Origin of the sequence: Hufsiella arboris (assembly GCF_009834875.1) — a bacterium.
Classification (GTDB): Bacteria; Bacteroidota; Bacteroidia; order Sphingobacteriales; family Sphingobacteriaceae; genus Hufsiella_A; species Hufsiella_A arboris.
Genome location: NZ_WVHT01000001.1, coordinates 348,415 through 373,187, shown reverse-complemented (window position 1 = coordinate 373,187; position 24,773 = coordinate 348,415). Strand labels below are relative to the sequence as shown.

Annotated in this window: 29 protein-coding genes; 12 read left to right on the top strand and 17 right to left on the bottom strand. The window is 41.2% G+C overall.

Annotated features, from left to right (window positions below; translation table 11 throughout):
• Window positions 1-35 precede the first annotated feature (35 nt).
• Window positions 36-1,430: a histidine--tRNA ligase gene (hisS, locus tag GS399_RS01640; protein WP_160842832.1), complete on the top strand. Its 1,395-nt coding sequence runs from the start codon at window positions 36-38 to the stop codon at window positions 1,428-1,430.
• Here the strand turns inward: hisS and GS399_RS20765 are convergent.
• The 5 genes from GS399_RS20765 to trmB form a co-directional block, all read right to left on the bottom strand.
• Window positions 1,427-1,675, bottom strand: coding sequence for a Uma2 family endonuclease (locus GS399_RS20765; RefSeq protein WP_237487837.1), 249 nt, complete (start codon window positions 1,673-1,675; stop codon window positions 1,427-1,429). The genes hisS and GS399_RS20765 overlap by 4 nt on opposite strands.
• Before the next feature lie 381 nt (window positions 1,676-2,056).
• Window positions 2,057-3,034 (bottom strand): alpha/beta fold hydrolase, encoded by a 978-nt coding sequence (locus GS399_RS01630; protein ID WP_160842831.1) that lies wholly within the window; start codon window positions 3,032-3,034, stop codon window positions 2,057-2,059.
• Window positions 3,035-3,131: 97 nt separating this feature from the next.
• Entirely contained in the window at window positions 3,132-3,476 is a 345-nt protein-coding gene (locus tag GS399_RS01625; RefSeq protein ID WP_160842830.1) for a carboxymuconolactone decarboxylase family protein, read from the bottom strand.
• 5 nt (window positions 3,477-3,481) lie between these two features.
• Entirely contained in the window at window positions 3,482-3,823 is a 342-nt protein-coding gene (locus tag GS399_RS01620) for an MGMT family protein (RefSeq protein WP_160842829.1), read from the bottom strand.
• Window positions 3,810-4,475, bottom strand: a complete 666-nt coding sequence (gene trmB, locus GS399_RS01615) for a tRNA (guanosine(46)-N7)-methyltransferase TrmB (RefSeq protein WP_160842828.1) — start codon at window positions 4,473-4,475, stop codon at window positions 3,810-3,812. The genes GS399_RS01620 and trmB overlap by 14 nt, the downstream gene beginning before the upstream one ends.
• Before the next feature lie 56 nt (window positions 4,476-4,531).
• Between trmB and fcl the strand changes: the two genes are divergently transcribed.
• A complete protein-coding gene (gene fcl / locus GS399_RS01610) occupies window positions 4,532-5,467 on the top strand; it encodes a GDP-L-fucose synthase (protein WP_160842827.1) in 936 nt (311 codons plus the stop codon).
• 33 nt (window positions 5,468-5,500) lie between these two features.
• Here the strand turns inward: fcl and GS399_RS01605 are convergent, their stop codons facing one another.
• From GS399_RS01605 to GS399_RS01570, 8 genes are all read right to left on the bottom strand, one after another.
• Window positions 5,501-5,962: a hypothetical protein gene (locus GS399_RS01605; RefSeq protein WP_160842826.1), complete on the bottom strand. Its 462-nt coding sequence runs from the start codon at window positions 5,960-5,962 to the stop codon at window positions 5,501-5,503.
• Window positions 5,962-6,312, bottom strand: coding sequence for a phage holin family protein (locus GS399_RS01600; protein ID WP_160842825.1), 351 nt, complete (start codon window positions 6,310-6,312; stop codon window positions 5,962-5,964). Before GS399_RS01600 ends, GS399_RS01605 begins: the two co-directional genes overlap by 1 nt.
• A 14-nt stretch (window positions 6,313-6,326) precedes the next feature.
• Entirely contained in the window at window positions 6,327-6,593 is a 267-nt protein-coding gene (locus GS399_RS01595) for a YtxH domain-containing protein (protein WP_160842824.1), read from the bottom strand.
• 39 nt (window positions 6,594-6,632) lie between these two features.
• A complete protein-coding gene (locus GS399_RS01590) occupies window positions 6,633-7,697 on the bottom strand; it encodes an AI-2E family transporter (RefSeq protein WP_160842823.1) in 1,065 nt (354 codons plus the stop codon).
• A 75-nt stretch (window positions 7,698-7,772) separates the two neighbouring features.
• Window positions 7,773-8,774: a response regulator gene (locus tag GS399_RS01585; RefSeq protein WP_160842822.1), complete on the bottom strand. Its 1,002-nt coding sequence runs from the start codon at window positions 8,772-8,774 to the stop codon at window positions 7,773-7,775.
• A gap of 141 nt (window positions 8,775-8,915) precedes the next feature.
• Window positions 8,916-10,319: a sigma-54-dependent transcriptional regulator gene (locus GS399_RS01580; RefSeq protein ID WP_160842821.1), complete on the bottom strand. Its 1,404-nt coding sequence runs from the start codon at window positions 10,317-10,319 to the stop codon at window positions 8,916-8,918.
• Between the two features lie 83 nt (window positions 10,320-10,402).
• Window positions 10,403-11,185, bottom strand: coding sequence for an enoyl-CoA hydratase/isomerase family protein (locus GS399_RS01575; RefSeq protein ID WP_160842820.1), 783 nt, complete (start codon window positions 11,183-11,185; stop codon window positions 10,403-10,405).
• Between the two features lie 3 nt (window positions 11,186-11,188).
• A complete protein-coding gene (locus GS399_RS01570; RefSeq protein ID WP_369410088.1) occupies window positions 11,189-11,665 on the bottom strand; it encodes a cobalamin B12-binding domain-containing protein in 477 nt (158 codons plus the stop codon).
• A 141-nt stretch (window positions 11,666-11,806) separates the two neighbouring features.
• Here GS399_RS01570 and GS399_RS01565 point away from each other — a divergent pair, with 141 nt between their 5' ends.
• Window positions 11,807-13,480 (top strand): glutamine--tRNA ligase/YqeY domain fusion protein, encoded by a 1,674-nt coding sequence (locus GS399_RS01565; protein ID WP_202409352.1) that lies wholly within the window; start codon window positions 11,807-11,809, stop codon window positions 13,478-13,480.
• Between the two features lie 58 nt (window positions 13,481-13,538).
• Here GS399_RS01565 and GS399_RS01560 read toward each other — a convergent pair whose 3' ends face one another.
• Window positions 13,539-14,327, bottom strand: coding sequence for a hypothetical protein (locus GS399_RS01560; protein ID WP_160842819.1), 789 nt, complete (start codon window positions 14,325-14,327; stop codon window positions 13,539-13,541).
• Window positions 14,328-14,525: 198 nt separating this feature from the next.
• On the opposite strand from GS399_RS01560, the gene GS399_RS01555 reads away from it, so the two are divergent.
• From GS399_RS01555 to GS399_RS01545, 3 genes are all read left to right on the top strand, one after another.
• Entirely contained in the window at window positions 14,526-15,824 is a 1,299-nt protein-coding gene (locus GS399_RS01555) for an MFS transporter (RefSeq protein ID WP_160842818.1), read from the top strand.
• A gap of 69 nt (window positions 15,825-15,893) precedes the next feature.
• Window positions 15,894-16,109, top strand: a complete 216-nt coding sequence (locus tag GS399_RS01550; protein WP_160842817.1) for a hypothetical protein — start codon at window positions 15,894-15,896, stop codon at window positions 16,107-16,109.
• Between the two features lie 315 nt (window positions 16,110-16,424).
• Window positions 16,425-17,273 (top strand): helix-turn-helix domain-containing protein, encoded by an 849-nt coding sequence (locus tag GS399_RS01545; protein WP_160842816.1) that lies wholly within the window; start codon window positions 16,425-16,427, stop codon window positions 17,271-17,273.
• A 10-nt stretch (window positions 17,274-17,283) separates the two neighbouring features.
• On the opposite strand, the gene GS399_RS01540 is transcribed toward GS399_RS01545, so the two are convergent.
• Window positions 17,284-18,099, bottom strand: a complete 816-nt coding sequence (locus GS399_RS01540) for an N-acetylmuramoyl-L-alanine amidase (RefSeq protein ID WP_160842815.1) — start codon at window positions 18,097-18,099, stop codon at window positions 17,284-17,286.
• A gap of 165 nt (window positions 18,100-18,264) precedes the next feature.
• Here GS399_RS01540 and GS399_RS01535 point away from each other — a divergent pair, with 165 nt between their 5' ends.
• The 4 genes from GS399_RS01535 (at window position 18,265) to GS399_RS01520 (ending at window position 20,453) form a co-directional block, all read left to right on the top strand.
• Entirely contained in the window at window positions 18,265-18,486 is a 222-nt protein-coding gene (locus tag GS399_RS01535; protein ID WP_160842814.1) for a hypothetical protein, read from the top strand.
• A gap of 30 nt (window positions 18,487-18,516) precedes the next feature.
• Window positions 18,517-19,086, top strand: a complete 570-nt coding sequence (locus GS399_RS01530) for a hypothetical protein (RefSeq protein WP_160842813.1) — start codon at window positions 18,517-18,519, stop codon at window positions 19,084-19,086.
• A 65-nt stretch (window positions 19,087-19,151) separates the two neighbouring features.
• Window positions 19,152-20,063: a hypothetical protein gene (locus GS399_RS01525; RefSeq protein WP_160842812.1), complete on the top strand. Its 912-nt coding sequence runs from the start codon at window positions 19,152-19,154 to the stop codon at window positions 20,061-20,063.
• A 15-nt stretch (window positions 20,064-20,078) separates the two neighbouring features.
• Window positions 20,079-20,453, top strand: coding sequence for a hypothetical protein (locus tag GS399_RS01520; protein WP_160842811.1), 375 nt, complete (start codon window positions 20,079-20,081; stop codon window positions 20,451-20,453).
• Here GS399_RS01520 and ypfJ read toward each other — a convergent pair whose 3' ends face one another.
• Window positions 20,454-21,314 (bottom strand): KPN_02809 family neutral zinc metallopeptidase, encoded by an 861-nt coding sequence (gene ypfJ / locus GS399_RS01515; RefSeq protein ID WP_160842810.1) that lies wholly within the window; start codon window positions 21,312-21,314, stop codon window positions 20,454-20,456.
• 70 nt (window positions 21,315-21,384) lie between these two features.
• Window positions 21,385-22,902 carry a glutamate--tRNA ligase gene (gene gltX / locus GS399_RS01510; RefSeq protein ID WP_160842809.1) on the bottom strand — a complete coding sequence of 506 codons (1,518 nt, stop codon included), beginning with the start codon at window positions 22,900-22,902 and terminating at the stop codon, window positions 21,385-21,387.
• 145 nt (window positions 22,903-23,047) lie between these two features.
• Here gltX and GS399_RS01505 point away from each other — a divergent pair, with 145 nt between their 5' ends.
• Window positions 23,048-24,283, top strand: coding sequence for a sensor histidine kinase (locus tag GS399_RS01505; protein ID WP_160842808.1), 1,236 nt, complete (start codon window positions 23,048-23,050; stop codon window positions 24,281-24,283).
• On the top strand, window positions 24,264-24,770 hold the full coding sequence (locus tag GS399_RS01500) for a DinB family protein (RefSeq protein ID WP_160842807.1): 507 nt from the start codon (window positions 24,264-24,266) through the stop codon (window positions 24,768-24,770). The genes GS399_RS01505 and GS399_RS01500 overlap by 20 nt, the downstream gene beginning before the upstream one ends.
• Window positions 24,771-24,773 lie beyond the last annotated feature (3 nt).

Below are 24,773 nucleotides of genomic sequence, written 5' to 3'. Positions count from 1 at the left end.
TGTTCATAAAATGTGAATTACGTACTTTTGCGCCCATGGCTAATTTTAAACCATCAGTTCCAAAAGGCACCCGAGATTTTTCACCAACAGAAATGGTGAAACGCAACTATATTTTTGATACAATTAAATCCGTTTTTAAAAAATATGGCTACCAGGAGATCCAAACGCCGAGTATGGAAAACCTGGACACTTTGACCGGAAAGTATGGTGATGAAGGGGATAAGCTGATCTTTAAAATTCTGAACAGTGGTGAATATTTGAACGAGCCAAAAAAGAAGTTATTTGATTTCGGTGCAGAGGAAAATAGTGCCAGGCTCGTGTCTTTAATTTCTGAAAAGGCATTACGCTACGATTTAACGGTGCCCTTCGCCCGTTATGTGGTGATGCATCAAAATGATATCTCCTTTCCTTTCAAACGCTTTCAGGTGCAGCCCGTATGGCGTGCAGATCGTCCGCAAAAAGGCCGCTACCGCGAATTTTATCAATGTGATGCGGATGTTGTTGGTTCTGAAAGTTTATTGAATGAGGCCGAGTTCGTTCTTATTTATGATGAAGCTTTACGGAAACTTGGCTTAACTAACTTCACCATAAAATTAAATAACCGAAAAATACTGTCGGGAATCGCTGAGATCATCGGTAAGCCGGAGCTGATTGTCGACATGACCGTCGCGATTGACAAGCTGGATAAAATCGGATTGGATGGCGTTATAAAAGAGTTGTTGGATCGCGGTTTTAATGACACTGATATTGACAAGCTAAAGCCGGTGATTCTGCTGGAAGGGTCGAATGAAGAGAAGCTGAGAAGTTTAAAGCAGGTTTTAGCTTCGTCGGAAACAGGCTTAAAAGGAATAGGAGAAATCGAACAGATATTTGGGTACGTTCACCAGCTTTCGGCTTCGGGTATTGGCCCTTCAGCTTTAAACCTCCAGCTTGACATCACACTGGCTCGCGGCCTGAATTACTATACCGGAGCTATTTTCGAAGTGAAAGCAAACAATGTATCTATCGGCAGCATTGGTGGCGGTGGCCGCTATGACGACCTTACCGGCATGTTTGGGTTAAAGGGTTTGACCGGTGTTGGGATTTCATTTGGTGCCGATCGAATTTACGACGTACTGGAAGAATTGAAACTGTTCCCTGAAAGTACTGAAGAAACTACGAAAGTGTTGATTACCAATTTTGATTCAGAAGCGGAAAAGTTTGCTTTACCTATACTTGCCCAATTGCGCGCACAAAATATTTCAGCAGAGTTATATCCGGCGTCTGCCAAACTTAAAAAGCAAATGAGTTATGCCGATGGGAAAAATATTCCTTACGTAATCCTGATTGGGAGCGAAGAAATTCAATCAGGTTTGCTGACATTAAAAAATATGAAATCCGGTGACCAGGAAAAATTGACGATAAATTCGATTGTAGAAAAGCTGGCTTAATAGTCAATAAGGCCAACAAAAAGTTCGTCAAGCTGAAGTTCAAGCCCGTAAAGTACTGAAGAGCTTACTACATCTCCGAGCGTAAAAAGTCGCGAAGGCTGATAGCTTCCATGGACAAGAAGGTACTTCATGAATGTTTTTTCAACTGGATGAATAATCCAGTATTCTTTTACGCCTGCCTGTTCGTAAACTTCATATTTGTTTTTTAGTTCTTTTGAATTGTTAGAATGGGGAGAGAATTTCAACGACAATATCTAGCGCGCCAATGCAACCGCGCTCGTCGATCTTTCCTGGATCGCAAACAAAGCAAATGTCAGGTTGTAAAACTGTTATGATATCTTCATCTAGCTTTGACTTGCCTGGTAGACGAACATCGTAAGGCGCGGAAAAAACTTTACAAGCTTCTCCTTTAAGTAATTCCAAAGAAAGGCATGTGTATATTGCCGGCTACCGTTTGATGTACTGTATTGGGGCCCGGGCTCATCTTGAAGATCTTTCCCTTAATCAGCTCGATTCGTTCCTCAAACCGCCATTTCCTATAGTCGGCATAAGTGTATGTTCTGCTTAAATCTATGTCAGATAGCAGTCATTCTTCTTTTTCCATACCTAAAATACTTAAATCTTGATTACAGGTTTTGAAGCAGGGATACAATAAATTGTTCAGGAGTTTGGATATGAGGAATGTGGCCAACGCCATCAAATTCAATCAGCTTACAAGCTGGTATTTTTTTCGCAGTCTCTTTTCCGAGCATTTGATATTGCCCGTGCTGGCTTTGCTGCTCCTTCGATAGAAGGGCCTTTCCAACAATGGTTCGATCTTCCTTGCCAATAAACAAAACTACGGGAACCCTCAAATCCTTAAACTCGTAGACCACCGGCTGCTCGTAAATCATGGTAAACGTCATCGCCGATACTTTAGCGTATCTGGGGAAATCAGCACTTTTTGCAACTCCGGCACCTATTTTTACGAGGTAATCGTAATCTGGCTTCCATTGCGGAAAATAGGACGACTGATAATATTTCTTGACGCTTTCCGGAGTGGTTTTTAATTCCGTTTTGTACTGCTCTTCGGTTGTGACATACGGAACAAATTCCCTGTAATCTTCCAACCCGATTGGATCTTCAAGAAATAATTTTTCTACTTTTTCAGGATACATCAGAGCGAATCGGGTTGCAAGCATTCCACCCATAGAATGTCCTAAGATGTTTGCCTTAGTTATTCCTAATGTATCTAGTAACTGTTTGTTCCACTTTGCCAGTTGTTGAAAGCTATAGTGAATAAATGGTTTGGATGATTTACCGAATCCGACCTGGTCGGGAACAATGACTCGATAACCCTTAACGGATAGCGCTTTGATAACGTCCGTCCAGTAGTATCCGCCAAAATTTTTTCCATGAAAAAGAACAACCGACTTCCCGTTAGACTGAGCAGGAATTATATCCATGTAAGCCATTCGAAAATCCTGGCCTTCTACCGTTAAATTCAGAAACTTTACCGGATAAGGATATTGTACATTTTCAAGCGTTATCGAAAGGGTATCCGGCTGTGAAAATGCAGAAACTGAAAAAAGCACAAAAATGAGTGCGTGGAAAATCTTCTTCATGACTTTAGTACAGCGTAGAACAACTAAAGTTTGTGATACACTAGCAGAATAGAGTTCAGGCGGCAAAAGCGCCAATGATATCCATGGTTTCCGGCGATTATTGTGCGTTTAGCTCATCCCAATATTCAACAGCCCTGCGATAATGCGGAATAACAATTGATCCACCAACCAGGTTGGCAATCATAAATATCTCATTCATTTCAGCAGTGTTCACACCGGCTTCATGGCATTTACCTAAATGATATTTAATGCAGTCATCACATCGTAAAACCATCGATGCGACCAAGCCAAGCATTTCTTTGGTTTTAACATCTAGAGCACCATCAGCATATGTTGTTGTGTCTAAGGCAAAAAAGCGTTTAATATTGGTGTTAGCCGATTCCATAATCCGGTCGTTCATGCGGGTACGGTAATCATTAAATTCGTTAACTAGTTTTCCCATGTGTTTTATTTTTCGAGATCGAGTTCTACTGCCGGATCCCAGAATAGTTCTTTGAAATTTTGAACCTGGTCATCAATAACAGTGATTCCTTCACTTTCGAGAAGTTGCTGCATCAGGTTTTCGCTGCCGAAATAATGTTTGCCGCTAAGCATTCCGGCCCTGTTTACAACGCGGTGAGCCGGTACGGGTGGCTGAATTCCCGAGCAGCCATTCATTGCATAGCCAACCATTCGCGAAGAACCTTTTGTTCCCAGGTAAGCGGCAATGGCCCCGTAAGAGGTTATTCTTCCTTTTGGGATTAACCTGACAACCTGGTAAACCTGCTCAAAAAAGTTATCCTTGTCCATTTGTACCGAAACTGAATTTCAGGTAATTAATGTTTTTGTCGTAAACAAGATATTTCTTTTCGTAATACGTTTTAATAGAGAGAACTTCATTTACCAGATCCGAATTGTAAAGATCTTCGGTTTTCGCATGGAGTTCAAGCCCTAACTCGCCGATTTTTTCGTGAGTAAACTCGTGCAATGCGTCATTATCTGTTTTTAAATGGATTATGCCGTTTTTTATTAGGATCGATTGATACTTTTCAAGAAAGCGGTTGTGCGTTAGTCGTTTCTTTTCGCGGCTTACTTGCGGCTGCGGGTCGGGAAAGGTGATCCAGATTTCAGATACCTCGCCATTAGCAAAATAGTCAAGAATGTTTTCTATCCGAATTCTTAAGAAAGCAACGTTATTAATGCCTTCTTCCAACGCTGTTTTGGCGCCTCTCCATATCCTGTTTCCTTTATAGTCAATGCCGATAAAGTTTTTTTCCGGGAATAGGCGTGCGAGGTTAACTGTATATTCACCTTTTCCGCAGGCTAATTCCAATATCACAGGGTTGGTGTTACCGAAGTGTTTTTCGGCCCATTGCCCTTTCATTACTTTGCCCTCATCAAGTTGCAGAACGTTGCTAAATGTATCAACTTCTGCGAATCTTCGTAGTTTGTCTTTGCCCATGTTTGTTTACCGGCACAAAAATAAGTTTTTATATTTGGGGCTTAAGTCATTTATCTGTGGAAAAAAGCGCTAAAATTTATGTTGCCGGTCATAATGGAATGGTTGGTTCAGCCATCGTTCGTAAATTAGAAAAAGAAGGTTTTACATCCATTATAAAAAAATCGTCGAAAGAACTTGATCTTCGTAATCAACAAGCCGTTGCTGATTTTATGGCAGAGGAAAAGCCGGATTATGTTTTTCTTGCTGCTGCTAAAGTTGGTGGAATTATAGCCAATAATACTTACCGTGCTGATTTTTTATATGAAAATCTTTGCATACAAAATAACATCATTCATGGCGCCTATGTTAACGGGGTTAGAAAACTGATGTTTCTCGGGTCGAGTTGCATTTACCCTAAAATGGCTCCGCAGCCATTAAAAGAAGAATACTTACTCACCGGCCCGCTTGAATATACCAATGAGCCTTATGCCATCGCGAAAATTGCCGGCATAAAAATGTGTGATGCCTATCGTGAGCAATATGGATGTAACTTCATATCGGTCATGCCGACTAATCTTTACGGCTATAACGATAATTACCATCCCCAAAATTCCCATGTGCTGCCGGCCTTGATCCGTAAATTTCATGAAGCAAAAACGAATAATGATAAGACAGTGACTATTTGGGGCACAGGAACACCAAAGCGGGAATTTCTTTTTGCCGACGATTTAGCCGAAGCTTGTTATTACCTGATGCTGAATTACAATGAATCCGGGTTGGTAAATGTGGGCACGGGTGAAGATGTAAGCATTAAAGATTTAGCTTTGCTTATTAAGGATGTTATAGATTTTAAAGGCGAGCTTGTTTTTGATTCATCGAAGCCGGATGGAACGCCACGAAAACTGATGGATGTATCAAAACTTCACGCACAGGGCTGGAAACACAATATTGAACTTCGCGAAGGTATCGAAATGGCTTACCACGATTTTCTGAAAAGTTATGTAGAGCGATAAAAAAAAGAGCGATGAATTTCATCGCTCTCTTGACTAATATGTTTCGCTGTAAGGCGGGATTCCGTAATCCTTTCCAGCTGAGATTTTAACTGATTGCGGCTTCTGATCTTTCTTGCTCGTAAACTTGCTAAAAAGTCCCTTCGCTTTTTCAACGAGATTGTTTAATGTGTGAGAATCGACATTTTTTGCCGCGCGCTGCGATACAAATGCTACTATCGCTTTGGTAATAAAGTTGGATTTTCTGAATATAAAACTGTTCATAAAAACCGGCAGAACCAGTCTGCTGATACTCGTTATAAAATCCTGGCTTATCAGATCCGATATAAAATTTGAACCTTTACCCGGCGATCGTTTAAAAAGCGATGTCACTGTTGAGAGTATAGCACCAGGGCTTTTAAACTTCTCTTTAATCTGTTCTTCCTGCTCGAGCTTTTTTACTTTAAGGAGGACAATTTCGGCTTGCATCTCAGCAAAAGTCGTAAACACTTTTCCCATTATTTTTTCTTTCGATAAATGCGTTTAACCATAAAATTATGGAGGCCTCTTTCTAAAATACCATCTTTAATGAAGTAAACAATTATAGCGATGGTAAGAAAAATCAGACTGACAATCCCAAAGCCGGCAGCATTAGAATTTAACACCTCTCCCAAATAAAAGCCAAGTGTTATGCAGGCAAACAAAAAAGTTATCAAAAGACTGATAACCATTGCAGTATCGGTGATAGCATTTGCTATCGCGATGATAAGTTTCTCTTTAATGGTCAATTTACCAAGTTCAATGTTGGTTTCAACATATTCCTTAAGCAAGCTAATGATATCCTGGTTGTTTTCCGTTATCTCTGGCATGATGTGGGTTTCTGTTAGATTTGATCAGTTACACCGGTGTATTCCTCTTCGGGTTTATTCAATTTTGATTTAATTGTTTCAACCACTTTGTCTTTAAACTCAGCCAGCTTTTCAATTTCTTCAGCGGCGGTGTCCTTAATTGAATCGCCCAGATTTTTTAAGGCGTCGTTTAATTTATCTCTTGTTTCAGTACCTTTTTCAGGTGCGAATAAAATTCCTAGTGCAGCACCGGCGGCCAGTCCGGCTAATAAGGCAATTACTACTTTCGAATTGTCGTTCATGATTGTTATATTTTAGCTTATAATTTATACAGTGAAAAGTTATAAAGTGTTTTCTGAAATGTTCTTTTCTTCGGCCGCACGGATTTTTTCTAATCGTTCAGTTGCCAGTTGACTGGTTTCATAAATGCGGACAGTAAGAATAAAATAGGAAAGGAGCAGGGGTCCGAAAACAAGTCCAAGGATTCCAAATATCGGGATGCCTATAATTACGCCTATTACTGTGATCAATGGATGAGTGTCGGCCACCTTTTTTGCTATTATAAAGCGTATTACATTGTCGATATTAGTAATGATAAGTATTCCGAAAAGAAGCAATCCTACGCCGTTAAAAGTATCTCCCTGCATAATCATAATGATTGCCGCCGGCAAAAAAACAACTGGAGCGCCGATCACTGGCAAAAAAGATAAAAACGTTGCAATTACGCCCCAGAAAATCGGATCGCTCACGCCAAAGATGAAAAATGCAATGCTTACCAGTGCACCCTGTACAAACGCGATAAAACCCTGCCCAAGAACGTTCGAATAAGTCGTATTCCTGAGTTCGACTCCGAATTTCTTCGAGTTATGTTCCTGGAAAGGCGAATATTTAAGCAGAGCTTTTTCAAACTCTTCAGTACAGGTAAGCATAAAATATAAAATAAAATACATGACTGTTACGCCAAGCAAAATGTCAGCTGCGCCACCTAATATCGAAGGAAAGAGATCGCCGATGAAGGCCTTACCTTTAGTTGTCATCTGGTCCATTAAATCAGGCTGTCTTAACTTTGATCCGAAGAAATCGTCAATTTTTCCCATTAAAACCCGGATTTTAAAAGCATCGCGCTGAAAATCGGTGATCTTATTAATTACCATCACCGTAAGCGTTAGTACTGGTAATACAATGATGATAAACGAACCTAGTATTACCGCGGCTGCCGCAGCTACAGAATGCCATTTCCATTTGTCGCGTATGGCAATAAATACTGGTTTGAAAATAGTATACATCACCACTGTCGACAAAAGACATCCGGCAATCGTTCGTAACGAGTAAAGGATTAAGCACCCCAGAATAATGAGGATGACAAGAACAATGTTATTACGTTGTTTATAATTGAATTGTGACATGAAAGTAAAGGTCTAAAATAAAAAACTTCCCACTGTTAACCACAGGGGAAGTTGATTGTTTAACCAAAACGAGCGTTATTTAATTTGTTCTGTTGTTATAAAGCTATCAGATAGTATGCCAGCTGTTAATTTGCTGATACGTCCGCAGCTTTCTTTCACGATATCGATATAAGCTTTTAGGTCATGAGCGTCGTTGCCAACGTTCTGACTCATTTCATGTAAGGCGAAATTGACAGTAGATAGCGGGTTTTGAATTTTTTCCGCGAGGCTCATTGCTAGCTGCTTCGAAACTTCCCGCTTCTGTTTTGCCATGATTTCCATAACCTTATTTCTGCGGCTTGTTAAATCATGTATGATCGAATGATACACCTCAGTACTTCCACGCTGTGTAATTTGAACAAAAGATGATAGCGTGCAGAATCGTAATGTATCATCGCCGGCTTTCAGAAACGTTTCAAAATCAGAAACTGAACCTTCTCCCTCAATTAGCTGTTGGAATCTTTTTAATTCGTCAGGGTCGGAAAAAAGTGTGCTAACAGGCGTTTTAAGCAACTGATCCTTGGATATCTTAAAAAAATCTATTGCAGATTTATTGCAGTCACAAATCTCTCCTTCTTTATTGCTGATAATTATCGGCTCTTTGCAGCGTTCGAAAATATCCCGAAGCATAGCGCCGTCTGTTTTAAGTTTTTTTATAGTGCTGCTATGTTCAACAGCATAGCGAATAACTGTTTCCAGTGCAGCCGGCTTGAGTGTTTTTACTGATAGGGAATCAAATGCCCCACCTTCCAAAGCCTGACTATAAATCTCATTATCCGGGCTCAGCATGATAATAGGATCATTGCAATTAGAGCATACGGCTTCATGAAGCAGGTCGAGCCCACTCCATTTCCCCAAGTCACTACTAACCAGATAAAGGTCGTAATGTTGCTTTAAAATTGAATTAATAGCTATTTTATAATCATTGCACCAGGCAAGCTCGTAGCTGTTTTCTGAATCACGGTTTTGTAAAAGTGATTGAATATGAAGGAACGCTTCATAATTTAAATCGACATATAAAACCTTAATATACTTCATAAACCTATCGGCTACTTGTGTTTAGCTGCGAATGGCAAATGATACAATAGCCGTGCCTTTGGCTGATGAAGTCAATTATAGGTAAGAGGGAGTTTGTCTGTTACAAATGTTCCACAAGATGTGAATCGTAATTCACATGCGCTATTTTAAATTTATAGCCTTCATTTTATTGTAAAGAGTCTTACGATCGATGTTTAGTATTTTAGCGGCTTTGGTTTTGTTAAAATTGACGTCTTTCAAAACTTTCAGAATTGTTTCGTATTCTGCCTCAAGGGCTACATTTTTAAGGCCGGTTTTAGCTGGTTGGCTCACACCGTTTGTTGTGGTGCCGTCGTACGATGAAATATGAGCATAAGTGGCAATCTCCAGAGGCAGCGATTTCAGCGTTATCAGCGAACCTTCACTAAGCAGCGTCGCACGGCGAATAAAATTCTTCATTTCGCGAACGTTCCCGGGCCAGTTATATGTTAGCAGGCATTCAACTACTTCTTCGGAAAACCCTGTGACGTTTCTGTTTAGCTCCTGATTGGCAATTTTCAGGAAGTTTTCGGCGAAAAGAATAATGTCTTTACCGCGCTCGCGCAATGGAGGCAAATGAATACTAAACTCATTAAAACGATGATAAAGGTCCTCGCGGAAGCGCCCGTTTTGTATCGCTTGCTGGAAGTTCTCATTCGTTGCTACGATAATACGAACATCCAGGTCGATTTCTTTTGTGCTGCCAATGCGCTTCACTTTTCTCTCCTGAACAGTTCTCAGTAAGGCAGCTTGTATTTCATAGGATAAATTACCAACCTCGTCGAGAAATAAAGTTCCTCCATTTGCCATTTCGAAATGGCCGATTTTAGTGTATAAAGCACCTGTGAATGAACCTTTTTCGTGACCGAAAAATTCGCTGGCAGCCAGTTCTTTCGTTAAAGAGCCGCAATCCATCGCAATAAATGGCTTATCCTTCCGCGGACTTTGCAAGTGAATAGATTGAGCTACTGATTCTTTTCCGGTTCCGCTTTCGCCGGTTAAAATCACGCTGTAATTAGTCGGCGCGATTAATTGAATCTGTCTAACCAATTCTTTTGATGTGGTGCTTTGACCAATGACAAAACCATCAGGGAGGGAACTTCCATTTTTTGATGTATTTGATTCGCTGACAGGAAGAGGTTCATGTGAATTTTTTGAAAGCGCTTCCTGTGTTTCAATGGCTTTGTTTATGGTATTTAAAATTTCATCAGGATAAAGCGGCTTAGTTATATAATCGTACGCGCCAAGCTTAATAAGCTCTACGGCCAATTTTATATCAGAATATCCTGTTATAATAATTACACCGGTGTTCGGATATAGTTGCTTGATCTTTTTTAGGATTTCCCGTCCATCGGTGTCTTCCAGTCTAAAATCACAAAGCACAAGGACGTACTCGTTTTCGCTGAGTTTTTCCATCGCGCTGTTGCCGTTCGTAGCAGTGTCAACTACAAATCCATTACGGTTCAGGAAACGCGATAATAGCAGACCAATGTTGATCTCGTCATCAATGATTAAAATTCTTTTCATAAAAGGTTCAGGCGGCCTCGTTAAACAACATAAACGCGACTAATATATACTAATTCGCGGGTACTTGTGTAAAAATTCCCCAATTAGTTTCCACAAAATTTAGGAACCCGCTTTTCTAAAAAAGCTGAAACTCCTTCTTTGATGTCGTTTGTTGTAAAACATCCGCCAAATTGTTCTATTTCTGTTTGAAAACCATTAATTCCATCTGTGTATCCAGCGTTTATTGCGCGTATAGCCGCGGCAACCGCTAAAGGAGCCCGGCTTAAAACAACTGTTAATAACTCGGCTGATTTAGGCAGTAATTCTTCCAGTGTGACAACCTGGTTGGCTAATCCGATTCTGAAGGCCTCGTTTGCGTCGATCATTTGCGCGGATAAGATCATTTCAATAGCCTTTCCTTTGCCAACCAGTTGTGGAAGGCGTTGTGTTCCGCCATATCCCGGAATTAAACCCAACGTTACTTCGGGTAAACCAAAACGGGCGTTATCAGACACGATGCGAATATGGCAAGCCATCGCAAGTTCCAGTCCACCGCCCAAAGCGAATCCGTTTACAGCAGCAATAACAGGCTTCGGGCCGTTTTCGATAAGATCAAATACTTTCGTGTGTCCCGATTTTGATAAATTGCTGGCTTCTTCTGCATTTAAACCCTGGAACTCTGCTATATCGGCACCGGCAACAAATGACTTTTTTCCGGCACCGGTAATAATTATACCGCCGACCGCTTCATTACTAAATGCTTCATTCAGGCATTTATGCAATTCATCAAGCGTTTCCTTATTGAGTGCGTTCAACTTATTCTCGCGATTAATCGTAACCGTTAAAATGCGATTATTCAGACTAGTAATTAATGTGTTGTAAATCATAGGTTACAATTTACGATTATTCAGCACCCAATTTTTTATATAAACGGCAATTTCATTCGTGCTTGATCCAGGGGCGAAAAGCTTTCCGACTCCCAGTTCATTTAGCTTTTCGACATCTTTATCAGGAATGATTCCTCCGCCTGTTATCAATACATCGTTCAACTCATTGTCTTTTAGCAACTGCATGACTTTTGGAAAAACCGTCATATGCGCCCCGGAAAGAATTGATATTCCAATCGCATCAACATCTTCCTGGATAGCCGTATTAATTACCATTTCGGGAGTTTGGCGCAAGCCGGTATAAATAACCTCCATTCCGGCATCCCGAAGGCTGGTAGCAATAATTTTAGCTCCTCTGTCGTGCCCGTCAAGTCCTATCTTCGCAACCAGAACACGTATCGGGCGTTCAAAATCATCGTTTAGCATCTCTAAAGCTAAAAAAGTCTGATAAGATTTGGTAAAATGTTGTGATAATTTCACAATATTTTACATGAATAACATAACTTACGATAATTGGTTCATCTTAGTTTTATGTAGCTTAAATAACATAAAGTGAGTGAAACCTTTGCCTGTCAATTATAATCGCCTCGATTTTTATTATTTTTGCGCCTTATATAACATATGATCACAAACGAAGAGCGCTCTCTGAATTTTATAGAAGAGATTATAGAAGAAGATTTAAAGGAGGGGAAATACGAGAAAATAGTAACCCGTTTCCCTCCGGAGCCTAATGGTTATCTGCATATAGGACATGCATCCAGTATTTGCCTAAACTTTGGATTAACTCAGAAATATAACGGCTATACCAATCTCCGGTTTGATGATACGAATCCAACCACCGAGGAAACGGAGTATGTGGAAAGTATTAAAGACGACATCAGATGGCTTGGCTTTACCTGGAAAGAGGAGCTTTATACGTCCGATTATTTCGAAACTCTTTACGGTTACGCCGTCAAGCTTATAGAAAAAGGACTTGCTTACGTCGATGATATTTCAGCGGAAGAGATGGCTGAACTTAAAGGTACACCTACTGAACCCGGAAAAGATAGTCCATTCAGAAACCGCTCAGTTGAAGAGAATATCGACCTTTTTTCACGAATGAGGGATGGTGAGTTTGAAGATGGCAGGCGGACGTTACGTGCAAAAATTGATATGGCGCACATTAATATGTTAATGCGCGACCCGATTTTATACCGCATCAAACATGCCCACCATCATCGTACCGGTAACAAATGGTGCATTTATCCAATGTATGATTTCGCACACGGGCAAAGCGATTCAATTGAGAATATTACGCATTCGATATGTACGCTTGAGTTTGTCCCTCATCGCGAGTTGTACGACTGGCTGATAGAGAAGCTCGAAATTTATCCGTCAAAGCAATATGAGTTCGCCCGTCGGAATGTTGATTTTACTGTTACAAGCAAAAGAAAGCTACTTCAGCTTGTAACCGAAGGGTTTGTTGAAGGATGGGACGATCCGCGTATGCCAACGATCAGCGGGCTTCGCCGCAGAGGATTTACACCCGCTTCAATCAGGAATTTTTGTGATAGGATAGGTATTGCAAAACGCGATAATCTTGTAGAGTACAGCCTTCTGGAGTTTTTTATACGTGAAGATTTGAATAAATCTGCATGGCGCCGTATGGCTGTGCTTGATCCGGTAAAACTCGTTATAACCAATTATCCCGGAGGCCAGGATGAGATGCTGGAAGGCGAAAACAATCCGGAAGTTGAAGGCGGTGAAGGAAGTCGCCAAATTCCTTTTAGCCGCGAGCTCTGGGTCGAACGCGAGGATTTCATGGAAAATCCACCGAAGAAATTTTTCCGTTTAGGACCCGGTTTAAGTGTTCGTTTAAAACATGCCTATATAGTTAAATGCGAGGATTTTGTTAAAGATGAAGCGGGTAATGTGACCGAAATTCATTGTACATACATCCCAGAGTCCAAAAGCGGGCACGACACAAGTGGGATACATGTTAAAGGAACGATTCATTGGGTGAGTGTCCCGCATGCGAAAACTGCAGAAGTTCGCCTTTATGATCGTTTATTTAAAGTAGAAGATCCGGGAAACGAAGAGCGCGATTTTAAAGAATACATCAATACAGAAAGTTTGCAGGTAATTCCAAACGCATTTATAGAAGCGGATTTAGCAAATGCAGAGCACGGGAAAGGCTATCAATTTATTCGCAAAGGCTATTTTACAATTGATAAGGATTCAACGTCTGGAATGCTGGTTTTTAATCGCACGGTGACATTGAAGGATGCCTGGGCGAAAGAGATAAAAAAGGGTTAAGCATTTGCTTAACCTTTTTTGTTTCCTTGCCTTTAGACCTTGACCAATATCGAAAAGGCTAATATCGCCTCGTAAGGTTGGTACTATGGCTGCTGATTGCAAATCCAGCTAAAAGCGAAATCCCGCTCATTGCCAGGACTACAAACAGACTTGTCCACTCAGTTTCTGTATGTAAGCTTGCTATAACTCTTGGCAAATGCAATATCCAAAACCAAAGGAAAAACATTAAGCTGAGAAGTATCGAAGAAATCAGAACGAGCTTGTTAATAATTATACTGACTGCACAGGCTAAAAATATCACACCGACGAAATATGCCCAGAATAGCCGGCCGGGAATCCAGCCCGGTATCAATGTAGCTATAAACTCTGCATATATATAATGCAGCACTGCAAAGGCGATTAAGGATACTGCGAAAAAGTATGCACTAAACAGACTTAGTTTTGAGTTTTTTCGATGATTTTGCAGCCTGTTGCCATGATAATAATTGTCAATTAAAATAACAGCACCGCAAATAAGCGGAACTACTTCAAAAACGACTGTCCATTCGCCAGCATCTTTCATGTTATTAAATAGCTTAGGCAAATGAATCAGTAGAAATAAAATAAACCAGACAATTGCTGCAAGTATCGCACCTTGAAACGTCCATTTTTTTGATACGATCAAAATTCCGGAAGCAGTTAACAATACGCCTGTAAGTGCTGAAAAAAGCCTTTGACCGGGCATTGCCGGAGGAACGGGTAGCAAGCCATTCGGAAAATGACCCGAGGCTATGTGAATGATACCTATCGCAGCTATGGCGATTCCTAAAAATAGTCGCCCGGTTTTTAGATATAGATCTTCCTTCATAAGCTATTTGATTGTAGTTAATTATTTAATTGCGGGTGCATTGCAGTCTTTCGCATCGTAATATGTTTGGTTAGTATAACTAAGATCGCAATAAAAATTTTAAATAATTGATTATCTGTGAGTTGATTTTGTTTTTGCTATTCGTATGTTAAGGGTTCGCAAAGCAACCTTATCTTTTTGTTTTTAAGACAGACGAAAATGGCAATCGAACATTATACTTATCCGAATACTTTTAAAAATCAATTCAAATCTGTGTTAGGAGGCTCGGTAGGAAACCTTGTTGAGTGGTACGACTGGTACGCGTACTCGGTGTTTTCGCTTTACTTTGCCTCTGCCTTTTTTCCTGAAGGCGATCAAACGGCACAGCTGCTTAATACGGCGGGAATTTTTGCCATTGGATTTTTAATGCGCCCGTTTGGCGGATGGCTTATGGGTATGTATGCCGATAGAAAAGGGCGTAAGGCAGCACTTACCTTATCAGTGCTTTTAATGAGCGCCGGCTCGCTGGTTATCACGTTTGTACCGGGATATAAGCAAATTGGAATCGTAGCACCTATTATTCTGGTTTTAGCAAGGATGCTGCAAGGAATCAGTATCGGCGGCGAATATGGTACTGCTGCAACTTATTTAAGCGAGATAGCGCCGTCAAATCGCCGGGGCTTTTATTCAAGTTTCCAATATGTAACGACGATTCTGGGGCAGCTTATCGCATTGTCGATTTTATTGGTTTTACAACGCTACTTGTTATCGCCGGAACAATTGTCTGATTGGGGATGGAGAATACCTTTCGCCGTAGGGGCAATCCTGGCGTTGTCGGCAATTTACCTTCGTCGGAATCTTTCGGAAACCCATTCGTTTAGAAGTGAAACGGCAACAGAAAAAACTAAAGGGTCTATGTCGGAAATGTTCAAATTTAGCCGCGAGCTTCGTGTAATCGTTGGCTTAACCATTGGCTCAACAGTCGCCTTTTATACATTCACCGCTTACATGCAGAAGTTTTTAGTTAATACTAGCGGATTCAGTAAAAATGATGCGACCACCATTACAATCATTGCGCTTGTAGCCTTTATGTTTGCTCAACTTATATCCGGTGTGTTAAGCGATAAGTATGGTCGGAAAAATATGATGATTTGCTATGGGGTACTCGGAATGCTGACCACGGTTCCAATACTGACAAATCTGGAACATGCCAATCATATCTGGCTTGCAACTTCGCTGATAATAATATCGTTGTTTATTTTGAGTATGTGCACTTCAATTTCGGCAATTATTAAAGCCGAACAATTTCCCGCTAACATACGATCATTGGGCGTGAGTTTCCCTTATGCCACTACCGTAGCTCTTTTTGGAGGAACAGCCGAGTACGTAGCCCTACTTTGTAAGCAAAGCGGACATGCTAATTATTTTTATTGGTATCTTACCGCTTGCATTGGTGTTTCTCTGATTGTAAGTATAACTATGCGTGATACCGAGAAATTTTCAAGGATGAACGAATAAAAATGCTCAATGAGATAAAAGTTAAAACAATAGAAGCGCTTACGGTTTATATCTATAAATTCTAACGATATGATACCGGAAAATAACTCTTCATCTCCGGACGAAGAAACTCCCCAAAACTCCTCTAAAAACCCTCTTAACGATCCAGCTAGCGGACGCGTTGAAAATAAGAACTCGGCCGAATATGACGAACTGGAACGAGCGTATGATGCTGCAGTCCCGTCTTTTGAATTAGATACTGAAAGTACCCGGTCTGCGGATGGGGACGATGCGTCTGAGCAATAAAGAAATCCTATCTTGCTAAGATATTGATAGCGTAAGGACATAATCTGTAATGGTTAAAGCAATGGCTAATCCATAGTCGCATAGCTTGGTTATAAAACATTCGCAGTGCGTGTGATAATATTCCAAATCAAATTTTGCAATAGGCTGAAATCGCCAGATTGATTTTTTACGGAATTTAAAACTTTTCGTCAATAAACTGCCGTATATGTATTCAAGGATATGCAGCTCAGGCACGTCTTTGAGAATGTGTTTTTAACAATGATTTATTACTGGTTCAATGTGTCAAAAATCTGAGCTTCTTAAACCGGATCTTACATGTACGATATTTCCGACCCTCCGCTAGCGAAAAAAGTCAGCCACGGCTTTGATATGAAACATTTCAATAATGCTACTCAGGCAATGAATGAAGCCTGGGAAACACAACGCGACGAACGGTATCTTTTTTATTTATTGGAAAATGGCAATGCCTCGTTAATGCTGGATTTTCAGCAAGTCAGTATCAGCGCTCCATCAATTTGTTATATTTTCCCTGGCCAGATTTATAGTCGCCTGATGGAAGAAAAGGGAAGCGGATGGCTTATTGCGGTCGAGGCTTATTTAATTCCCCGTGAATACCGAATGGTTTTTGACAGCCAGTTTTCCCTGAATCAGCCTTTTTGCTTAAGCGATAATTTGATATCACAGTGCAATCGGCTATTAAACCTGTTAAAGGAAAAAACGGCCGAATCTCCGGAGTCACCCTTTTTTCAAGGGGTGGTTCATTCAATCCTTCATGCTTTTTTAGGTATAGCTGCTTCGTGTTTTAATCAGCCGATTAACGGCGCGTTGACAGCAAAACGGCCTAAAGAACTGGCGTTGCAGTTTAAGCATCTCCTGCTTGAAAAAGTTAAGACGTTGAAAAGTCCCGCAGCTTATGCAGCAATTTTAAATGTTTCTGAAAGCTACCTTAATGAATCACTGAAGAAAGCAACGGGATATTCGGTAAGCTATTGGATACAGTATCATGTATTGCTCGAAGCGAAGCGTTTGCTTTATTATAGCTCGCTCAATGTCAAGGAAATCGCGAATGAACTTGGCTATGACGACCATACCTATTTTTCTAAGCTCTTTAAAAAATCGGAAGGGACGACGCCGTTAACTTTCAGAATGCAGTACCGGAAATAACCAGGCAACTTTAGTATTTCTGATATAAGTTATAAATCACGTTCATGTCCAGCTGCGTAAGGTGCGGCCTTACATCGGTTTGTATAAAGTGCTTTTTGAAAGCAACGATCGCTGCATTGTAGTCGCTGACATCGTAACCAATGGTATGCAAAGCTTTGCGGTAATCGAAAGTAACTGGCGGCAGCTCAAGAATATCATCGTACCATAATCCGAAACCTTTCCTGGCCAGATCTTTCCATGGAAAAAGCACACCCGGATCAGGCTTGCGTTTCGGAGCGATGTCAGCATGGCCGATAAAATTCGCGGCTGGGATATTATAGTTTTTTTTCAGGTTACCTAACAGTTTAGTGAGGCTGGCGATTTGTGGCGTTGTAAATGGTTCGGTACCATTGTTATCAATTTCAATACCGATAGAAGAGGAGTTGATGTCTGCATCGTTGGCCCACTTTCCAACACCTGCATGCCAGGCTCTCATATAATCATTCAGCATGTGATAAATTTTACCGTCTTTGGCAACAACATAATGAGCGCTGACCTGCGTTCTTGTTAATGTAAACGTTTTGAGGGTTTGTGCAACGGAATCCTGAGCCGTATAATGAATAATGACAAAATTAGGTTTCCGTAAATTAAAATTAATGGTTCCTACAAAGTCCTTCGCCAGGTCAAGCGAATCCTGGCCTGGAGTAGCAGGTGGATATTGACCAACGGTTTGTGCAAACGATTTTGCCTGCTGTTTATATATTTTATTTGTTGGCGCATAAATGCTTTTGGAGCACGCCGCAAGCAAAAGTCCGCTTGCCGATAGCACGTATTTGAGCTTCTTCATATGATGTATGACGCGAATATCTGTAATCTAATTCAAAAACATACCGTCTCAAAACTTATAGATTAATTTGTTACATGTTGTTAAAGTTTGTGTAACTTTAATTCACCCGCCCGCAATATCGGATGCTTCATTACGGCAACTGATCTAATCAATCTTTTTAAGATAATGAAAAAGTTGACGCCATATAATTGGGTTGTTATTTCGCTGGTTGGATTCATCGTCTTCCTTGCTTTTTTCTATTTTATCATCAGGTTTACAAATCAGATCAATCTTTCGCCGCCAGTTTATTTTATGCTGGTTATTTTTATCGATCTTATAGCAACGGCTTTTATTGGGGGCGCTTTGCGGTCGGTGGCTAAATACAACATGCAGATGCAAAATAAATAGCTGCAGCTAGCGGGGCCTGTTGTTATCTTTTTGATCATCCTTTACATTGCTTACCAATACAAACCTGGAAACAGGGAGCCTTTGAGTTTATCGTTCACTTTCAACGGTCCACAGGGCGCTAACGAGCTGGTCACCACCGGAACAGTTCGGGTTTCGATCAAGGAATACCGTGCAAGCAGAAAAATTGATGAGGATGGGAATGTTTTGTTTACGGGTATCGATGCAAACTATCACGGGGAGAAAATTAATTTGTCTCTTGACATACCAGAGTATTTTTTGAAATCCCCAGCGAGCTACAAACTAAGTGACTCGTCGCGTTTTACCGAATTCACTGTCGCCCTGGATAAAGCAACTGACTCTGTGAACGTCCAGGGACGGGTGTTCGAACTGTCCAGTAAAGAAGGAATTTCTAATGCAGAAATTCGATTTCAGGGCAGCAGCTCAATTTATAAATCCGATAGTCTCGGAAACTTTTCATTTGTGCTTCCTTTTAAGAACGGATATGAAACACGAGTAGTTGTTACAAAGGGGAAAAAGGAACTATATAACAGTTTAAGAACTATTTCAAAAGCTGATTTTCTAAGCATAGCGGTCGACTGATCATGATAAAATACCTCTTTTTTTTACTTATCTCTGGTGCTGTCTTTAACGCAAGCGCACAAAATATGCCTTACAAATTCCGGATCAGGTTTGAAGACTACAGTGCTTTGAGTAATTCAAAATTTTTGATAACCGGGCAGGAGCTGGTTACCGATCGTCAGGGAATAATAAATCTGAGTTTGCCCGCTCTGGCCACATATGTGAACATAGGTTCGTCGGACCTGAAAAGTTACGTCGTTCGTTACCCGCTTGAAGGGCGCGCAATATTGCCAAAAGATCCTGCAACGTTTATTGACATATATATTTCAAAGCCAAATCCGGATAAAATGGAGTTGGTTTCAGCTAAGCTGACTGCACAAAGTACCGCCATCGCGAAATTGGAGAAGAAAACTACAACAGGGTACAATGAAATATTACGCTTGTTAAAAGAGAACCAGCGCAAAGGGTTAAGCGCTGCGGCGCAGATGAAGGGGCGAACAGAATTTCTACCCCTGATAACGGAATCAATGAATACTTACTTGCGGACGGCTAAAGATTTGAGCGCGTCACTCACTATGCTTTCATCAGCGATGCAAACTGTGAAAAATTATCAGCGTGTTGGCAACCAAACGGTCGCGCAGGTAAGCGAAAAGATAGTCGACTATAACGAAGCATTTAGTTTTACGGATAAATATAAAGACACTTATAAACAGGCGATTGCCGTTTATTGGAACAGCCAGGAGCTGGCTACTAAATACTCGAATCTTATTGATGTGTTAATTTACGATTTCCATAAGCCCTATATTCTTGGTTTAAATAATTTTATCATTCGTCTTTATTCCATAAATCAGCTTGATGCCGGAAAGCAGAAAGGCGAACTAAAAAATCTATCAAACGACCTAAAAACACATGCCGACGCGATGTCGACAAAACTCAATGATCTAAGTGAGCGCATAACGACGTTTAATGCGATCATAGGAACAGCGGGCACAAATTAATTTAAAACGATTGTTATGAAAGCGAAAAATTTAGTCATTGTATTTTTAATCACATTTATGGCTTCCTGCGGAGCAGAAGTTGTGGCTATTTTTATTCCCCTGCTTTCCGCAGTGCGGTGGGATAGTGACAGGAACTCACAGTTCTTCTTTTTTACCGTCGCCAATGAAGGAAAAAATGAATCAGACTTTAGCGGGAACGAAGTTGACGATGGAGGAAGTGTTAGAAGTTTCGAGGGGCATTATAAAAATTACGATGTCAATTTTACTTTTACCAGTGGTCCTGAAGAGACAGTAAAGTACACAGGCAAATTTATTAAAGATGCTAACCCGCAACGAATGGAAGTTACCGGAACAAACGGTGTAAAGCTTAAAATAACCCGTTCGCAATAATTATAATGATGAGGCATTAAATGTATCACCCTGGTTAATATCACCCGTGTCAAATCCTTTTTTGAACCAGCGCATTCGCTGAGCTGACGTCCCGTGGGTAAAAGCGTCAGGAACTACCTGGCCCTGGCTTTCCTGCTGCAGGCGGTCATCACCGATAGCGTTAGCCGCGTTAAGAGCTTCTTCAATATCTCCCGGCTCTATAACCGCTTCTCCATTTTCGCTTTTCATCTGGTTTAAATAATGCGCCCAAACACCAGCGAAAAAATCTGCTTGCAGTTCCATGCGTACCGAAAGTTTATTTGATTCAACTTCGTCCGACTGGCGTCGAAGGCGATCAACTTTTTCGGAAATTCCAAGCAGATTTTGAACGTGATGGCCCACCTCGTGTGCTATCACATAATTCTGTGCAAAATCGCCGGCAGCGCCAAAGCGATCCTGAAGCTCTTTATAAAATGATAGATCGATATAAACTTTTCTGTCCGCCGGACAATAGAACGGTCCGACTGCGCTGCTGGCTATACCACATCCGGCGGCACTCACCTGGTCGGTAAACAGAACCAACGTAGGTTCTTCATAAGTTCTTCCCTGATCCTGGAATATTTTTTCCCAAACTACTTCTGTTGATTTAAGCGCTTCGGAAACCGCCTGCCCTTCAGCATCAGTTGGCTCGCCTTTTTTACCTTGTTGTTCGGTTGGTGCCGCACCGCCCATTTGGCTCAAGAGCTCGTTAGGATTCTTACCAAATAACAAGCCTAGTATTACAACGATAATTGTTGCACCGCCTCCAAGGGCAACTTTGCCACCGCCGCTCATGCCGCGACGATCTTCAATATTATCACTTCCTCCGCCAAACCAGCGCATAATAAAACCTCCTGTTTAATTTTGATTCTTAAACAGGAGGCTAATGCGTTTGTTTTATTCTAAGATTGATTTAAGCAGTAAAGGCTTCCAGCGCTTTGATAATACGGCTTTTGGTTTCTGCTACGCCCAGCAAGGCGGCTATCTCAAAAACCTGCGGACCGAACTTGCCACCAACCAGCATAATGCGGAAAGGCAGCATAACTTCACCTATTTTTAGGTTTTGTTGTTCTGCCAATTGTTTGAATTTAGCTTCAAAATCCAAGGCATCGATTTGATTTTTGCTATCAAGTACAGCCGTTAAACTGTTAAAGAAGTTCGTTTTGGCATCGGTCCATTTCGGTTTTACAGATGGCAGGTCGTATTCCTGAGGTGGTACAAAAAAGAATGAGGCCTGCTCCCAGAAATCGTTTAGGAATACCAACCTGTCTTTTACTAAACTTATTACTTTGTTTACATCGATAGGTGTTGATGAGACGCCTTTTTCCTGCAACAAAGGATTTATTAAATTAAGCAATTCATTGTTTGGCGTTTGTTTAATCCACTCGGCATTGAACCATTTAGCTTTTTCAAAATCGAACTTGGCTCCGGCTTTGCTAACGCGATCAATGGAAAACTTTTGTATTAATTCCTCGAGAGAGAAAATCTCCTGTTCGGTGCCGTCATTCCAGCCCAGTAGCGCAAGCATGTTTACAAATGCTTCCGGAAGAAAACCGAGTTCGCGGAAACCCTTTGTCAAATCGCCGGTTTTTGGGTCGGTCCAGTTCATTGCATAAACCGGGAATCCCAGACGGTCGCCATCGCGCTTGCTTAATTTGCCATTTCCATCCGGTTTTAATATTAACGGCAAATGTGCCCATTGAGGCATTTCTTCTTTCCAACCAAGGTATTCCCAAAGGAGTAAGTGAACCGGTGCGGAAGGAAGCCACTCTTCACCACGGAAAGCATGCGTGATCTTCATCAGGTAATCATCAACTACTACGGCTAAATGATAAGTCGGCATGCCATCGGCTTTAAGCAAAACTTTATCATCAACCTGCGATGTTTCGAAACTTACCGCTCCACGGATCATATCCGTAAATGATAAAGTCTCATCTTCAGGCATTCGAATGCGCACAACATGAGAAGTTCCTGATTGAATAAGCCGGTCAACTTCCTCTGTTGAAAGTGACAGCGAATTATTCATGCTTAAGCGGTTGCTATGATCGTATCTGAAATTAGGAACTTCCGTACGTTTTTGTTCGAGATCTTCTGACGTATCAAATGCATAATAGGCATACCCGTCTTTTACAAGCTGTTCGGCGTATTGTTTATACAGTAATTTCCGTTCGCTCTGGCGATAGGGAGCATATGGCCCTCCAACATTAGGCCCCTCGTCAGGATTTAAGCCACACCAGCTGAGGCAGTCGATAATATATTGTTCCGCGCCTTCAACGAAACGGTTTTGGTCGGTATCTTCAATGCGCAGAATAAACTCGCCGTTATGGTGGCGTGCAAAAAGGTAATTGAAAAGAACTGTGCGCACTCCGCCAAGATGTAAACCTCCGGTGGGGCTGGGAGCAAATCGTACTCTTACTTTTTTATCACTCATAATGCTTATTTGGGCAGCAAAGATAAAACTTATGAATAGCATCTTTTTTAATACCGTCAGATAGTTTATAATTCTACGCCGGGCAAACAATTCATTTATTTGTTTATCGTTAGCAAATTGCCATCTTAGCAAATTATCAATCCTGATGAATCCATATATTCAGAAACGTCGCTGGAAATTCCTTCTTCTCGCTTTTGCAACGGTAATCGCCGGAGCGTCACTCTGGTATACTAATTATCTCGTAAAAAACATCTCGAAGGCTGAGCGTACCAAGGCCGAAGTGTGGGCGATGAGTAACAAGAACATCGTAGAGATGCCCGACGTAAATGACGAGTTCATTACGTTTATTTATTCAATCCGTGACAGTTTGACGGTTCCGGCAATTGTTACCGACGAAGTGGGCGAAATAAAATTTGTTCGGGGCCTGGACAGTACAAAAACCTACATCAACCTGCCGGATGAGGGAACCAATTCATTAAATCCAAAATTGACATACGATCCTCAATATTATAAACAACAGCTTGGTGAGATGCGTAGCCAGCATACTCCAATAAAGGTTTCGTTGACAAGCGGCGAAGTGCAGTATGTGTACTACAAGGATTCTTTACTGCTTACTCAATTACGGGCATTTCCATATATCCAGCTTTCGGTTATTACGATATTTTTGGTGATTGCCTACTCGGTTTTCAGCTCGTCGCGGCGGAACGAACAAAACCAGGTGTGGGTTGGGATGGCGAAAGAAACCGCGCACCAGCTCGGAACGCCCATCTCATCATTGATGGCATGGATTGAGCTGATGAAGTCGAAATTTAATGCGGACGATGATCCACTTATCCTGGAAATGGAAAATGATATACGCCGGTTGGAGATCGTAGCCGACAGATTTTCTAAGATAGGCTCAAAACCGGCCTTGAATAACCAGGTTGTTTATGATATTATAAAGGATTATGTTGATTATTTTAAGGTAAGAGTAAGCGATAAAATCGAGTTCGCTGTTTCCGGCGATCAGCAGGTCGAGGCTTTAATGAGCATTCCACTGTTTGACTGGGTGCTGGAGAACCTGTTAAAAAATGCTGTAAACGCCATCGGCGGCCCCGGCAAAATAAACGTGTCGATCAGCGAAAATCTGGCTAAGGAACAGGTGTATATCGATATCAGTGATAGCGGCAAAGGAATACCAAGATTAAAGTTTGAAACAATTTTTCAGCCGGGATACACCACGAGAAAACGGGGATGGGGACTGGGCTTATCTTTAACGAAACGGATTATAGAGGCTTATCACAAAGGGCAGATCTTCGTTAAAGATTCGGAGCTTGGCAAAGGAACGACATTTAGAATTATATTAAAAAGCAATTTGAAATATGAACCGACCACAGCCTAATGACTACGACACTTATTGTGAGAACTATATAAAACATGTTAAAGATGATGTTTTAGCAGACCTCGAACATCAGGTAACGGAATTTCCGGATTTTTTGAAACAGCTGCCTGACGAAAAAGTGAATTATGCATATGCTGAGGGAAAATGGACGATTAAACAAATGCTTGGACATATTCTTGATACTGAGCGTATCCTTACTTATCGGTTGGTAAGCATATCGCGTAATGAACAGCAGCAATTACCTGGTTTCGATGAAGACAGTTACGAAGCAAATGCTGAATCCGGGGCACGTAACTTCGATGAATTAATCCAGGAATTTGTTTATTTACGCAAGGCTAACTTGTTTTTGTATAAAAGCCTCAGTGAAATACAGCTTAACCGCCGCGGTGTTGCCAATGGAGCTGGAGTGACGGCAAGAGCGCTTTTATTTATTATTGCCGGACATTTACTTCATCACGTCGCGATCATCAAGGAGCGTTACCTTTAAACA